This window comes from Stenotrophomonas sp. ESTM1D_MKCIP4_1 (genome assembly GCF_003086895.1).
Lineage (GTDB): Bacteria > Pseudomonadota > Gammaproteobacteria > Xanthomonadales > Xanthomonadaceae > Stenotrophomonas.
This window is the reverse complement of record NZ_CP026004.1, coordinates 671,140-684,333: the sequence shown is the minus strand read 5'-3', so window position 1 is coordinate 684,333 and position 13,194 is coordinate 671,140. Positions and strand designations below refer to the sequence as shown.

Below are 13,194 nucleotides of genomic sequence, written 5' to 3'. Positions count from 1 at the left end.
AGCGGTTCGATCAGTTCCCGCGGGCGAGATCGACGGTGCGCTCTACGCGGCCGCCAAAATCATTGATGGTGATGAAGCGCACCTGCGTGGTTGCCGCAGGCACGGTGAATTCGAGGCTTTGACCGGGCGCGGCCATTTTTCCCTTGTCCTCCACCACCTCGTCGCGTGTGCCTGCCAGCGCATGCACTTCGGCCAAGGTGACGTGGTACGCACTCGGGTTTTCCACGCGAAGGCGGTCGCCCGTGCGGCTCCAGCGCAGCAGCGCGGGCGCTTCGTTGGCGGTACCGGGAAGCCCCTGCGGGCGATAGAAGAGCTTGAGGCGCGAGCGGAACGCCACCTGCAGCAGGTTCTGGTCGGCATCGCCCGTGCGCGTCGGCGACGGCGGCACGTCCAGCACGTTGAACCAGAAAACCGTTTCGCGGTCGGTCGGCAACGTTGCGCCGGTGAACATCACCCGCAGCGCCTGGCTGCGACCCGGCTCGACGCGACTGATGGGCGGCGTCAGCGCGAACGGCGCGTCGCTGCTGTCGGCGGTCTGGTTCGCATCACCACTGTCGATCCAGGCCTGGACCAGCGAAGGCGAATCACCCACGTTGTCCACCTGCACGGTGACTTCGCGCGCCTGGCCGGGGTAGATCACCCGCGTACCGTTGATGACGACGCCAGCGAGCGCCGTCGGGCACAAAGAGAGTGAGAACGCGGCCGTCAGCAGCGTCCGGGAAAGGAAGGCTTTCATCGGAGGAACTACCCGTGGGTGGATGCAGTGCCCCTGCCCGGTGCCAGCACCGGACAAGGGCCGTGCTGCAACGATCAGTTGTAGATGATCGTGTACTTGACGTTGGTGCTCACTTCGCCGGCCGATGCTGCGCCGGTCGCGTAGTACTCAGCGTAGTAGTTCAGGTCAGCGGTGCCGGCGGTGCCGGTGTTGACCCACTGCGAGTTGGTCTGGGCCAGGCCGGTGCTGGCGGCCTTGATCGGCAGGACGTCGAACGAGCTGCCCAGCAGCTGGACCTGCACGTTGCCGGCACCGTTGGCGGTGGTCGGGGTCTGGTTCAGCAGGCGGCCGGTCGCGAAATCAACGGTGGCACCCGGCTCGAAGTAGGTGGCGACGTTGCTGTTGGTGCCGCACTTGCTCAGGTTGATCGCGAACTGGGTACGACCGGCAGTGGCACCGGCGACGGCCAGCGAGGCCTTCGACACGGTCGGCAGGTTGACGGTGAAGTCCTTGCCGGCCGGGGTGGTGATCTGGCAGGTCACGTCGGTGACCTTGCCCTTGAAGGTGATCGTGCCATCGGCGGCGTTGGCGGCCAGCGGTGCGGCAGCAAGCAGGAGGACGGCGAACAGATTGATCTTGCGCATTTGCTTTCTAACCCTACTGAGGAATGTGGACGTAGAGGAGGAAGCAAGGAGCACTGCCGGGCATCAGACCCATCCTTGCGTCTCACCTGTGGCCGGACCCGCGATGACGCCATCCTTGGGTCCGAGTCGACAGTATAGATCACAAATGTGATCCAGTTCACGTAATAGGTGTGTCGCAACGCACATTGACGCCAAATATTTGGCGTGATAGCTCGCCATGCCTCTGACGCAGATCGAACGTGCGTCACACTCCTGCACCACGCGGTTTACGCGCGCATCACAGGGCGAGGAAGAGGCTGTATTTCAAGGCAAAAACTCAATATTTGACGTGCATCACTATTGTTCAGTGACGCACCTTCCAGATCGAATTTCTGACCCTTAAAGACTGTTCTGGCCTGTCGTTAACAGACATATGTCGAACCAGAGAACGTCATGAAGACCTCGATCCTGCTCTGTGTGGCCCTGATGGGCGTCAGTTCACTGGCACATGCCGATGGCGGCACGATCCGCTTCAGCGGCCGGATTGTCGATCCCGGTTGTTCGGCGCGCGTGGATCAGCAGCAGTTGCGCCTGGAAGGTTGCCCGCTGTCGGCCAAGGGCGCGACGGTGGCGCTGGTGGCCATGGACGAAGGGCAGAGCGCGGTGCTGCGCGATGGCAAGCGCCAGGGCCAGCAGTTGGCCGTGGCTGCCCGCAGCCTGCGCGCGGGCGATCTGGTGTTCTCGGAAAGCTATCGCCTGGAAGCCCCGAAGCAGCAGCCGCTGCAGGGCGCGTATCTGGTGCGTGTCGACTACCCCTGAACGTGATCGTTCCGGGGTAGCCGATCGGGTGGATCAGCCCTGGGGCACTTCCGGGGGCAGCTCGAACACCTGCCGCAGGTAGGACAGGTAGCCGGGGTCATCGCACATGCTCTTGCCGGGCGAATCGCTCAGCTTGGCCACCGGCTGGCCATTGCAGCGGACCATCTTGATGACGATGTTGAGCGGGGTCGGGCCCAGATCGTTGGTCAGGTGCGTACCCACGCCGAAGGCCACCTGGCAGCGGCCACGGAAATAGTCGTACAGGCGCATCACCTTGGTGATGTCCAGGCCGTCACTGAAGACCAGCACCTTGCTGCGCGGATCGACGCGGCGCTGCTGGAAATGGGCGAGCATGCGATCGCCCCAGTCGAACGGATCGCCGGAATCGTGGCGCACGCCGTCGAACAGCTTGCAGAAGTACATATCGAAATCGCGCAGGAACGCATCCAGCCCCACCACGTCGGACAGGGCGATGCCCAGGTCGCCGCGGTACTCGCGTGCCCACGATTCCAGTGCGGCCACCTGCGAATCGCGCAGGCGCGGGCCGAGGGCCTGGAAGGCCTGCAGGTACTCATGGGCCATGGTGCCGTGCGGGGTCATGCCATACAGCCGCGCGAAGTGCACGTTGCTGGTGCCGACCAGCTGCGGGCCGAGCGCATCACGCAGCAGCGGCAGCAGGCGCGCATGCCAGTCCCGCGAGTAGCGGCGGCGGCTGCCGTAGTCGGCGATGCGGCACTGCTCGAATCCGGGGGTATCGCGCAGCAGTGCGGCCTTGGCCTGCAGGCGGCGCTCACCCTCGGCGAAATCGGCGGTGGTGGTATTGCGGAACCAGACTTCGTTGATGATCGCCAGCAGCGGCACTTCAAACAGGATGGTATGCAGCCACGGACCGGTGATGTCCAGGTCGATTTCACCCGGCACCGTCTTCGACGGCGTCAGCTGGATGTACTTGCGGTCCAGGTGGAACAGGCCGAGGAAATCGGCGAAGTCGGGCTTCACGAAGCGCAGGCCACGCATGTAGTCCAGCTCTTCATCGCTGAAGCGCAGGCTGCACAGGTGGTCGATTTCCTCGTTGATCTGGTCGATGTAGCTGGCCAGGTCGATACCGGGGGTGCGGCACTTGAACCGGTACTGGACCAGGGCGCCGGGGTGCTGGTGCAGCACCGCCTGCATCATGGTGAATTTGTACAGGTCGGTGTCGAGCAGGGACTGGATGATGGCCATGGGGCAATTATGCGCCCGAAAGGGTGAATCGCGGATTCGCGGCGGCGCTGTGTAGTGCCGAGCCGATGCTCGGCTGCTCTTGCCTCAGACGTCATGGACCCGGAACGGAATGCAGCCGAGCGTGGGCTCGGCGCTACAGGGATCAGAGTGCCTTGCGCAGCAGCTTCGGCACCAGCATCGCCGCGTGTGCCCAGATCGCGCCCCACACCATCACCCGTACCGGCCACGAACGCTGCTTCGCCTCGAACTTGCTGAAGTAGCGCCACAGCCCCCGGTGCTTGTGCCATTCGACGAAGAACGGCCGCGAACGGCTGGAGACGCCACGCACATGGACCACCCGCAGGTCGTTGGCGATGGCCACCACGCCCCCGGCATCGCGGACGCGACGGCACAGGTCCAGGTCTTCGGCGTGCAGGCGATAGCCGGCGTCCCAGCCGCCGATGCGGTCGAACAGCGCGCGCGACATCAGCAGCAGCGCACCGGACAGCGCCGGCACCTGCTGCAGGGTCTGCGCCGGGTCACGCGCAATCGCAAGCCGCCCACCGCGGGCGGGCGAGCGCAGCATGGCCAGGAAATCCGGATCGCGCCGACGCACTGCGTCATCGGCGAAGCCGTGTTCGTCCACCTGCTCCACGCCCAGCAGGCAATCGCCCACTGTCTCTGCGCGCGCCCGCAGTGCGGCCAGGGTGTCCGCTTCCACCAGCAGATCGGGGTTGATGAACGCCAGCCACGGGCTGGTCGAATCCGCCACACCCTGGTTGTTGGCGGCGGCAAAACCGGGGTTGTCCGGGTTGCCGATGAAACGCACGCGCGGATCGTGGCTGGCGTGGCGCTGCACGATGTCCAGGGTGTCATCCTGCGAACCGTTGTCCACCACCCGGATCTCGGCCACGTCCTGTGCCTGGCGCAGCCGCCCCAGGCAGGCATCGATGGTGCTGCCGCTCTGGTAGGTAACGACGATGGCGGCGATGGCAGGGTTCAAGCAGGCGACTCCGACGGCGGGGGCGAGGCGAACAGGTCGCCCTGCTCTCGCGGCATTATCGCCTGCTGCACCCGTTGCTGCAGGTCATCGCGCAGTGCATGCACGGGATCGTGCATGAGGAAATCGGCCAGCCGCGGCATCCAAGCCGGCCAGCGCGTGGCAAGCGCCTCCAGATCACCCTCGCGGCTGACGGCTTCGCCGGCACGGCTGACGAAGGCGTTCTCGCACAGCACGTTGCGCCAGCCCAGCCCGGCCATGCGCAGGCTCAGGTCCACCAGGGCGGCGTTCCACCCCAGGTAACTGTCGACGTCCAGACCACCGGCACGGCGGCGCGCGTTGCCGCGTACCAGCACGGCGTGGGTCACGGCAGAGGGCAGTTCCGGGTGCAGGTTCGGCAGGCAGGCACAGGCGTGGGCCAGCAGCGCGCTGTCGGTCGGTTCCGGATTGATCTCCCCCAGGCGTGGCCACGCAGCGGTTTCACCGGCATTGCACCAGGGCGTGGCCGTGGCAATGGCGGCATCGCGGGCGAAGGCGGCCTGCAGCTGCTGCAGCCAACCGGGTGCAGGCACGCTGTCCGGGGCCAGCACGGCCACGTCCAGGCCCTCGCAGGCGCGCAGCATTTCATCGAGGTGGGCGACTTCGCCCAGCGGTCGCGAGCGGCGGGTGTATTCGGCCTGCAGCGGTGTATGCGCCAGCCAGTGTTCAACGACGGCCTGGGCACGGGGCCCGGCCTGTGCGTCATCGGCCAGCCACACGGCGGTGCCCGCCGCCGTGCCCGCATCGAGCGCGGCCAGACAGCGGTCCAGCGCGGCATCGTCCACGCCCAGCGGCAACAACACGATCGCCCCCATCCCGCCTCCGTGGTAGTCGGTGGCGGTAGCGTAGCACCGGCAGGGCTGCGCCCTGCACCCGCGGTAGTGCCGGCCGCTGGCCGGCAGCAGCAACGGCAACGGCAACAACGGGCGATCCGTGGGTGGGCGGGGTCGGATCCCGTTGCTGAGCAACGGGATCCGACCCCATGTCCAACATCGATATCTGACAGTTCATCCACGCATGGCGTGGATCTACTGCCCAGCGGCCGGCACTACCGCTTGCGGTCGCGGGAGGGGAACGGTTCCATCGCGCGGAAGCGGTTGCTGTATTCGTCGGTCAGCGTGCGTGCTTCCTGACCGTTGCGGACAATGGTCGGGGTCAGCAGCACGATCACTTCCGAGCGCTTGTTCAATTTGCCCTTGCTGCCAAACAGGCCACCGACGATCGGCAGCCGGCTCAGGCCCGGAACACCCCTGGAGGTGTCTTCATCGGAATTGGTGATCAGGCCGGCCAGCATGATCGTGTCACCGCTCTGCAGCGCCGCCTCGGTGGAGATCTTGCGGGTGTTGATCGGCGGGTTGCAGGTGGTCTTGGTCGCGTCGCAACCGGTCGGAATGGCACCGGCCGAGCTGACCTCCTGCACGATGTCCAGGAACACCACGCCATCACGGGTGATGCGCGGGCGCACCTTGAGGATCACACCCGTATCCAGGTACTGCACCGTGCTGTAGGTGCTGTCGCTGATACCCGTGTTCACCGACACCGAGTTGATCGGAATCTTGGTGCCGACGTTGAGCTGCGCTTCGGCATTGTTGCGCACGAAGATGGACGGGGTCTGCAGCAGGCGCAGGTTGGTCACCTGGTCCAGCGCGCTGACCACGGCGGCAGCGTTCTTGCCGAGGAACGTCCAACCGGTCTCGCTGCCGGTGATGGCGCCGGCAAAGCTGCCCCAGATGTTGCGGCCCAGCGCGCTGGGCAACGTGGCGCCGCCGGTGGCACCGGTGAAATCCTGGCCCTGCACGGCATTTTCAAAGAACCAGTTGACGCCGTACTTGAGGTCGCCGGTCAGGTCGACTTCGGCCACCTGTGCTTCGATGTGCACCTGCATCGGCATCACATCCAGCTTCTCGATCACCTCGCGGATCGAACGCCAGGCCTGCGGGGTGGCACGCACCAGCAGTGCATTGGTTTCTTCCACGGCCGAGACACCCACGGTGTCGCCTTCCACGTCCAGGCTGACGCTGATGTTGCCTTCCTGGCGCTGCGGCAGGTTCATCGTGCTGGCCATGCCGCCGTTGGCGCTGCTGGTGCCCGACGTGCTGCCGCCGAAATCGTTGCCGTTGACGCTGCTGTTGTCGATGCTGCGGGAGTCGCCGCCGCGGCTGTCCAGCTGCATCGGCGTTGCACCCGGTGCCAGCCCGGCTGAAGCGCCGCGGCTGTTGCGGTTGTTGCTGCTGGCAAAGGCTTCGGCCAGGCGCTGGGCCAGGTCGCGCGCCTTGATGTAGCGCAGCTCATACGAGAACAGGCGGGCACTGCCACCGGCGGTGTCGATCCGATCCAGCCACTGCTGGATCTGGTCCAGGTAACGCGCCTGCGGGGTGATGACCAGCACGGCATTGGCGTTTTCCAGCGGCAGGAAGCGGAACATGCCGGCGCTGGGCGTCTTGCTGTCCTCGCCGAACACTTTCTCCAGATCGCTGGCGACCTGCTCGGCCTTGCCCGACTGGATCGGGAACACGCCCACCGACATGCCCGAGAGCCAGTCGACGTCGAAGATCTCGACGGTGTGCAGGTAGTTTTCCAGCTCGGACCGGGTACCCCCCAGGGTGATCACGTTGCGGCCGGTGTCGACGTTGACGATGGCGTTGGGCCGCGCGTACGGCTCGAGCACCTTCTTCATTTCGCTGGCTGAAATGAACTGCAGCGGCACCACGCGCACTTCAAAACCACGCGCACTGGATGCCGGGGCGGTACTGGGCGCCACGGTACCGGCCAGTGCCTGGTCGGCGGCGACGATGTTGTAGCGGCCACCGCTGTAGACCATGCGGGCGTTGTTCCAGCCCAGCACCATTTCCAGCAGGTTCAATGCCTGTGCCGGCGACACCGGCTTGGGGGTGGCCAGGGTGACCGTACCCTGCACGCCCGGGGCGATGACGTAGTTCTGCCCCAGCATGTCGCCGAGAATGGCCTTGACCACCGCGTGCACCGACTCGCCCTCGAAGTTGAAGGTGGCGCTGCCGCCACTGGCCGAATGCAGGGCCGGTGACGGCGCACGCGCGGCCTCGCGGTTGATCATGGTGCCGCTGCCACGGCGGATGACCGCCTGCGGCGTTCCGGCGGCGGCATCCCCTTCGACCACCTGGGGATCGGCAGCGGCGGCACCGGCCTCCGGCGGCGGCGTGGTGGCACTGCGATGGACGTGCGGGCCGGACACGGTGGCGCAGCCGACCAGCAGCGTCAGGGCGAGAGACCAGGGCAGAAAACGCAGGTTCATGCATTCACTCTATCGGTTGGTGCCATCGCCCGGGGACGGCGACGGTTGTTGCTGCTGTTGCTGCAGCTGACGACGACGGGCCTGGATGCGTTCGCGGATGGCCTGCATCTGCGCTTCGCTGGGGCCGTTGTTGGCGGGGGCGGCCGGGGTGGCCGATGGCGGAGCGGCCACGCCAGCAGCTGCGTTGACGACATCGGCGCTGGGCCGCGCGCTGGTGGCGGCAGCGCTTGCTGCCGGCGGTGGTGGGGGTGGCAACGGCACGACACCAGCCGGGGGCACGGCGCCATTGGCACCGCGCAGTACCGTGGGGGGTTCACCGCCCTGCCCGTTGAAGGTGACCAGCTCCAGCACCTGGCTTCCGCTGGGGCCGATGACGGTGGCCTGGCGCGGCTCCAGGGCGACCAGCTGCCAGCCATCCACCGCTTCGCCGTTCAGGCGCAGGCGCAGTGAACGGTTCTGTTCGGTGGTGAAGGTACCCATGCTGAAGCTGTCGGTGAGCAGCACGCCGGTCAGGCGCAATGCGGCACTGCCCGCCGGTTCGCTGCCACCCAGCAGGTAGGGGCGCGGCCGGCGGTCTTCGGCAAACAGGGGACGTTCGCCGATGGCGCTGTAGCTGTCGGCGGCGGCCATGCGCTCGGCGGCCATCGGCGGCAGGCCAGGCAGCGCCGGCTGCACGCCGGCTTCGCTGATGGCGGGTGGCAGCTGGCTGCCCAGGCCGAACCCGGTCGCCAGCCAGGTCGCGCCTGCCCAGCCGGCCAGGGCCAGCAGGAAGCCGGTGCGCAGGGTGATGGGGTCACGTTTCATCGGCGCCCTCCGCGTCCACCGGCGGCTCGGCCGGTGCTGCGCCGGCATCGGCATCGGCGGCGGGCGGCACTGCGGGAGCTCCCGCCGCCGGCGCGGCGACATCGCCAGCGGCACCGGGCAACAGATAGCCCGCCAGCTCGAACGACACATCCAGGCCCAGACCCGATTCATTCGCCGATTGCTGGAAGCGCTGCGCGATCAGGTTGAGGTTGTCGACGAACAGGCGCGGGCTGCCGGTTTCCAGGCTGTGCAGCACGGTCGCCAGTTCGGCCACGCCGCAGCGCAGGCGTACCTGCATGGCCACACGCACGAACTGCGCATCGCGGCGGTTGTCGGTGAGCGGCGTGCGGTTGCTGATGGTGCAGCTGCGATTGCCCGGGCTGGCCGTGGCCACCGCATCCTGTACGCGCGCGCCCAGGGCGGCGGCGGCGGCCTCAGCGGTCGCTTCGCGCAGGAAGCCGGGGCGCTGCTGCAATGCTTCGCGGGTCTGCTGCAGGCGCTGCTCGATCTGCGGCTGCTGCTGCAGCTGCGCCTGCACGCGCTGCTGCCGCTCGCGCAGCGCGGCCACGTCGGCGTTGATGGCCAGCAGGGGTTGGGTGAACCACGGATGCACCAGCAGCAGGTAGGCCAGGCCAAGCACCGCTGCCAGCAGTGCCAGGGCCAGCCAGCGGTCACGGCGTACGCTTGGCATCGGCATCGGCCGCCTCCCGGGTGGCTGCGGCAGGCGAAGCGGCGTTCGCGGCCGGCAACGGCTGCAGTTCGGCGGTGAGGGTGAAACGATCACGGCCGCTGCTGGCACCATCGGCCTGCAGCACGCCGGTCAGGTTGACCTTGCGCCACTGCGGCGCGTCCTGCAGCAGCTGCACCAGCTGCGAGGCTTCACTGCTGAGGCCGATCAGCTGCAGGTTGTTGTTCTCGATGGCCAGTTTTTCCAGATAGGTGCCATTGGGCAGGCGCTGGGTCAGTTCGTTCCACAGCTCCACCGTGCTGGCGCGCTGGGCACGCTGCTGTTCCAGGAAAGCGGCGCCATCCAGCAGTGCCTGCAGTTCGCTGCGTTCGCTGGCCACGCCACGCGCACTGCGGGCGCTGCGCTCGACGTCATCGCGCAGCGCGTCGGCCGCTTCGCGGCGGTTGTCCAGCAGTTGTGCGGCCGCCAGCACCAGCATCACCAGTGCGGCCAGACCGAGCAGCAGGTTCCAGCGCCGCATCGGGTCATGCCGTGGCGTGCGCTGTGCCTGCGGCAGCAGGTTGACCTGCAGCGGCTGGCCCTGTGCGTCGAGTGCATCGACACCGGACAGCGCATCGGCCCAGGCGCCGACCTCGCTGCGCCAGGCATCGAGCTGGCGCAGCGGCCAGGCCACCAGTTCGACCTGCAGCAGGCCTTCACCGGCACTGCCGCGTTCACAGACGTCGTAGCTGACCTGGCTGGCCTCGAACGGCGTCTGCCGGTCGATCTCGTAGCCCACCACCGCGCGCAGGCGGTCGCCGGCCGCCATCGGCAGGCGCAGCGTGCGCCGCAGCACCTGCGGAGCGGCCAGCAGCCAGACCCGCGGCAGGCTGCGCAGGCGCGCTTCCAGCACCCGGTCCAGATCGGCGGGCGAGGTTGGCCAAGGCAGGCTGGCCACCGGTTCCAGGCCTTGCCCGGCTTCGCGCCAGACCTGCAGCAGGTCGCCCTGCCGCTGCAGCAGCAGGCGGGTCTGCGACCAGCCCAGCGCCCACTGCCAACGCGCCGGCACCCAGGCCAGCAGGGACTGCCGCCACCAGCGCAGGAAACGGCCCGCACCGGGGCCAACCCGCCCCTGCACCTGCCGCAGGCTGTCCTGCCATGCCGTCATCTTGCTGCCATTCCCTGCTCCCAGCGAAGCACCGTGTAGGTTCGTCCGGGCACACCGCCCGATCCATTGCGTACCACCGCCTGCAGGACCGACAAGCGACCGCTGCCGTCGAGGGCACGGGACTCGATACTATAGGTGCCGCTGCTGCTGGCAAGCGTTGACGGCGTCGCTCCGGAACGTTCGTCACGCTCCTGCTGGGCACGCTGCGCCAGCACCTGCTCGGCATCCAGGCCCAATGCGGTCAGCACCGGGGCCCCTGCAACGCGGGCATCCGGACGCGCCTGGCGACTGTAAAGCGTCAGGTACGGCAGCATCCGCGAATACAGCGACGCACGCATGCCCAGCACCCGCTGCAGTTCGCCCAGGGTCTCGAAGCGCTTGTTGCGCGGGCCATACGGCAGGCCGGCCGCAGCATAGTCGGGCGCCTCGGCACCGCCGCCGGGCTGCAGCAGGCTGTCTTCGTCACGCCAGTCGATGATGGCACCGGCCAGCTGCCGTGCCGTTTCCGGAGGCTCGCCCACTGCCTGCAGGAACGCGGCCAGCAAGGTTGCGTCAGCAAGATTCAGGTTGATCTTGCCGCTCTCATCCACGATGCGGATCTCGACAGGTACATCATCGAACTGCCAGCGATAGGTGCGCCCGTCAGCCTGCCAGGCCGGCCGCAGCGGGTCCTGGCGCAGTCGCAGCAGCGCGTATTCCAGGCCGGCGCGGGCACGCTCCTGGCCGCGTGCATCGTCGTCCAGCACACGCTGCTGCAGATGCTCCACGCGTGCGGTCAGCGCAAAGGCGCCGACCAGCGCGGTCATCAGCGCGATCAGCCACAGCACCAGTACCAGCGCGGCCCCCCGCTGTCCGTTCATCGCGCGCCACCCATGCCGCCTGTGCGCGGCGCTACCACCAGCGGTGGCCACGGCGTGCCGCGCTCCGGCGCGATCTGCACCTCCACCAGCAGCGGCAGCCGCCGGGTGTCATCCCAGCGCGGCAGCCAGTCGCTCATCTGCCCGGTGGCAGGATCCACGCCGCGGTAGCGCAGTGTTACTTCCTTCAATCCATCGACCAGTACTTCGGGTGGACGCGGCGGCGTTTCCGGCAGGCGCTCGCCCTCCTGCAGCAGCACCAGATCCAGCAGCAGGCGGCGCTGGCCGGGCGGGCCATCCACCTGCAGGGTATGCAGATAGGGACCACCGCGGCCCAGATAGCCGGGCAGATCGGCGACGAACTGCATGCCTTGGTCATCGCCCTGGAAATACACCGGTTCACGCGTGGGATCGGGCGCCTCGATCGGGCTGCGCAGGGCACCGCCCAGCTGCCGCCGCAGCAGCGCCTGCACGGCACGCATGCGTTCGCTGTCGGCGGCGATCTGTTCGCCACGCTGGCTGACCGTCATCGCCGCGCGCACGCTGGCAAAGGCCAACGCCAGGCCACCGGCCAGCAGTACGGTGGCCAGCATCACTTCCACCAGGGTGAAGCCGGCTGCACGACGCTTCATCGTGCGCTCTCCAGGTCCGGCGGCAGCAGGCGCAGGCTTCGCCACTGCAATCGTTCGCGTTCGCCGTCCCCCCAGCGCACCTGCAGCTGCAGTTCGGCCAGCCACGGCGCCCCCGGCGACTGCGTGGGTGCGGCATCGCCGGCACGCGGCTCGCTCCACGGCCGCACCTGCAGCTGCCACTGGTAGCGGCCCTGTTCCCACTGGCCGCTCTGGCTGCCGACCTGCAGGGGCGCTTCGATGCCGGCACTGGCCAGCAGCGACTGCGCGTGCAGCACGGCGCGGGTGCGCAGCTCGGCCTCGCGTACCTGGCGCGCACCACCGGACAGGCTGCCCAGCAGCAGCGTCAGGGCCAGCCCCAACAGCGCAAAGGCCACGATCACTTCAAGCAGGGTAAAGCCGCGCTCCGCGTGTTTCATTGCGCCCGCCACGGACCGGATCGGACCTCGCCGGTCAGCCAGCCGACATCGATGCGCCATTCGGCGGCGTCGCGCTGCAGACGGATACGGCCGCCACTGGAGCCCCCATCGGGATGGAACTCGATCACGCCCTGCCCTGCGACATCGGACAGCTGCGCGGCGCCTTCAAACCGCACCTGTATCGGCGCGGGCACCGTGCCCTGGCGCTGGTCCGCACCCTCCCAACGGTGCCCGGCCGGCTCGATCATGAAGCGCTGCGGCTCACCACGGGCGATCGCCTGCGCACGGACCATGCGCAGCTGGTTGGCGATGTCCTTGCCAGCACTGCGCAGCTGCATGCCGGCAAAGCCACGCGACAGGCCGGCCGCCGTGATCAGGCCGATGGCCGCGATCAATGCGATCACCAGCAGCATTTCCAGCAGCGACAGGCCGGTCGCACGCCGGCCCTGCAGGCGCGGGCCCGGCAGCCGACGTGGCAGGTGCAGCGTCATGCGCGATCAGGGCTCGTAGCGGATATCGGCGTCGACGCTGCTGCCGCCGGTCTTGCCATCCTTGCCCAGGCTGAGCAGATCGTAGGCCTGGCCTTCGCCCGGCGCGCGGTATTCCAGCGCATGGCCCCACGGATCGTTGAGATCGGCGGCCTTGGCGTACGGGCCCAGCCAGCCACCGACACCGGCCGGCGCGGTCACCAGGTCGTTGAGCGAAGCGGGCAGCTTGCCGGTGTCGATCTGGTAGTTGTCGATCTTCGAGGCCACGGTCTGCACCTGCGCCTTGGCGATGTTCGCCTTGCCGCGATCGGCGCCACCCAGCACGCGGCTGGCGACCAGGGTGAGCACCGCGCCGATCAGCACGATGACGATGATGATTTCCAGCAGGCTCATGCCGGTCTGGTGGCGGGCGCTGGCGAAGGACAGGCGGATCGGTCGACGGGAAGCAAGCATGGTCGGTCCTCTCAGTTGCGGTGAGTCGGGGTTGCAGGG

Annotated in this window: 15 protein-coding genes; 1 reads left to right on the top strand and 14 read right to left on the bottom strand. The window is 67.9% G+C overall.

Annotated features, from left to right (window positions below):
* Positions 1-10: 10 nt before the first annotated feature.
* Together C1924_RS03045 and C1924_RS03040 are read right to left on the bottom strand one after the other, a co-directional pair.
* Positions 11-736: a fimbria/pilus periplasmic chaperone gene (locus C1924_RS03045; RefSeq protein ID WP_108764026.1), complete on the bottom strand. Its 726-nt coding sequence runs from the start codon at positions 734-736 to the stop codon at positions 11-13.
* 74 nt (positions 737-810) lie between these two features.
* Complete coding sequence (locus C1924_RS03040; protein ID WP_108764025.1) at positions 811-1,359, bottom strand: fimbrial protein; 549 nt, start codon at positions 1,357-1,359, stop codon at positions 811-813.
* Positions 1,360-1,791: 432 nt separating this feature from the next.
* On the opposite strand from C1924_RS03040, the gene C1924_RS03035 reads away from it, so the two are divergent.
* The gene (locus C1924_RS03035) at positions 1,792-2,157 is read left to right on the top strand and encodes a type 1 fimbrial protein (RefSeq protein ID WP_108764024.1); all 366 of its coding nucleotides are present in this window, start codon (positions 1,792-1,794) and stop codon (positions 2,155-2,157) included.
* Between the two features lie 33 nt (positions 2,158-2,190).
* Here C1924_RS03035 and pncB read toward each other — a convergent pair whose 3' ends face one another.
* From pncB to gspG, 12 genes are all read right to left on the bottom strand, one after another.
* Positions 2,191-3,381, bottom strand: coding sequence for a nicotinate phosphoribosyltransferase (gene pncB, locus C1924_RS03030; protein WP_108764023.1), 1,191 nt, complete (start codon positions 3,379-3,381; stop codon positions 2,191-2,193).
* A gap of 142 nt (positions 3,382-3,523) precedes the next feature.
* Entirely contained in the window at positions 3,524-4,363 is an 840-nt protein-coding gene (locus tag C1924_RS03025) for a glycosyltransferase family 2 protein (protein ID WP_108764022.1), read from the bottom strand.
* Positions 4,360-5,214, bottom strand: coding sequence for a glycosyltransferase (locus tag C1924_RS03020; protein WP_108764021.1), 855 nt, complete (start codon positions 5,212-5,214; stop codon positions 4,360-4,362). The genes C1924_RS03025 and C1924_RS03020 overlap by 4 nt, the downstream gene beginning before the upstream one ends.
* 233 nt (positions 5,215-5,447) lie before the next feature.
* A complete protein-coding gene (gene gspD, locus C1924_RS03010) occupies positions 5,448-7,670 on the bottom strand; it encodes a type II secretion system secretin GspD (protein WP_108764019.1) in 2,223 nt (740 codons plus the stop codon).
* Between the two features lie 9 nt (positions 7,671-7,679).
* Complete coding sequence (locus C1924_RS03005; RefSeq protein WP_108764018.1) at positions 7,680-8,474, bottom strand: general secretion pathway protein GspN; 795 nt, start codon at positions 8,472-8,474, stop codon at positions 7,680-7,682.
* Positions 8,464-9,171: a type II secretion system protein GspM gene (gene gspM / locus C1924_RS03000; protein WP_108764017.1), complete on the bottom strand. Its 708-nt coding sequence runs from the start codon at positions 9,169-9,171 to the stop codon at positions 8,464-8,466. Before gspM ends, C1924_RS03005 begins: the two co-directional genes overlap by 11 nt.
* Positions 9,146-10,309, bottom strand: a complete 1,164-nt coding sequence (locus C1924_RS02995) for a PilN domain-containing protein (protein WP_108764016.1) — start codon at positions 10,307-10,309, stop codon at positions 9,146-9,148. Before C1924_RS02995 ends, gspM begins: the two co-directional genes overlap by 26 nt.
* Entirely contained in the window at positions 10,306-11,169 is an 864-nt protein-coding gene (locus tag C1924_RS02990; protein ID WP_108764015.1) for a general secretion pathway protein GspK, read from the bottom strand. Before C1924_RS02990 ends, C1924_RS02995 begins: the two co-directional genes overlap by 4 nt.
* Positions 11,166-11,798, bottom strand: a complete 633-nt coding sequence (locus C1924_RS02985) for a type II secretion system protein J (RefSeq protein WP_108764014.1) — start codon at positions 11,796-11,798, stop codon at positions 11,166-11,168. Before C1924_RS02985 ends, C1924_RS02990 begins: the two co-directional genes overlap by 4 nt.
* On the bottom strand, positions 11,795-12,214 hold the full coding sequence (locus C1924_RS02980) for a prepilin-type N-terminal cleavage/methylation domain-containing protein (protein WP_108764013.1): 420 nt from the start codon (positions 12,212-12,214) through the stop codon (positions 11,795-11,797). The genes C1924_RS02985 and C1924_RS02980 overlap by 4 nt, the downstream gene beginning before the upstream one ends.
* The gene (locus C1924_RS02975) at positions 12,211-12,705 is read right to left on the bottom strand and encodes a GspH/FimT family pseudopilin (protein WP_108764012.1); all 495 of its coding nucleotides are present in this window, start codon (positions 12,703-12,705) and stop codon (positions 12,211-12,213) included. Before C1924_RS02975 ends, C1924_RS02980 begins: the two co-directional genes overlap by 4 nt.
* Before the next feature lie 6 nt (positions 12,706-12,711).
* Positions 12,712-13,155: a type II secretion system major pseudopilin GspG gene (gene gspG / locus C1924_RS02970; RefSeq protein WP_108764011.1), complete on the bottom strand. Its 444-nt coding sequence runs from the start codon at positions 13,153-13,155 to the stop codon at positions 12,712-12,714.
* Positions 13,156-13,194 lie beyond the last annotated feature (39 nt).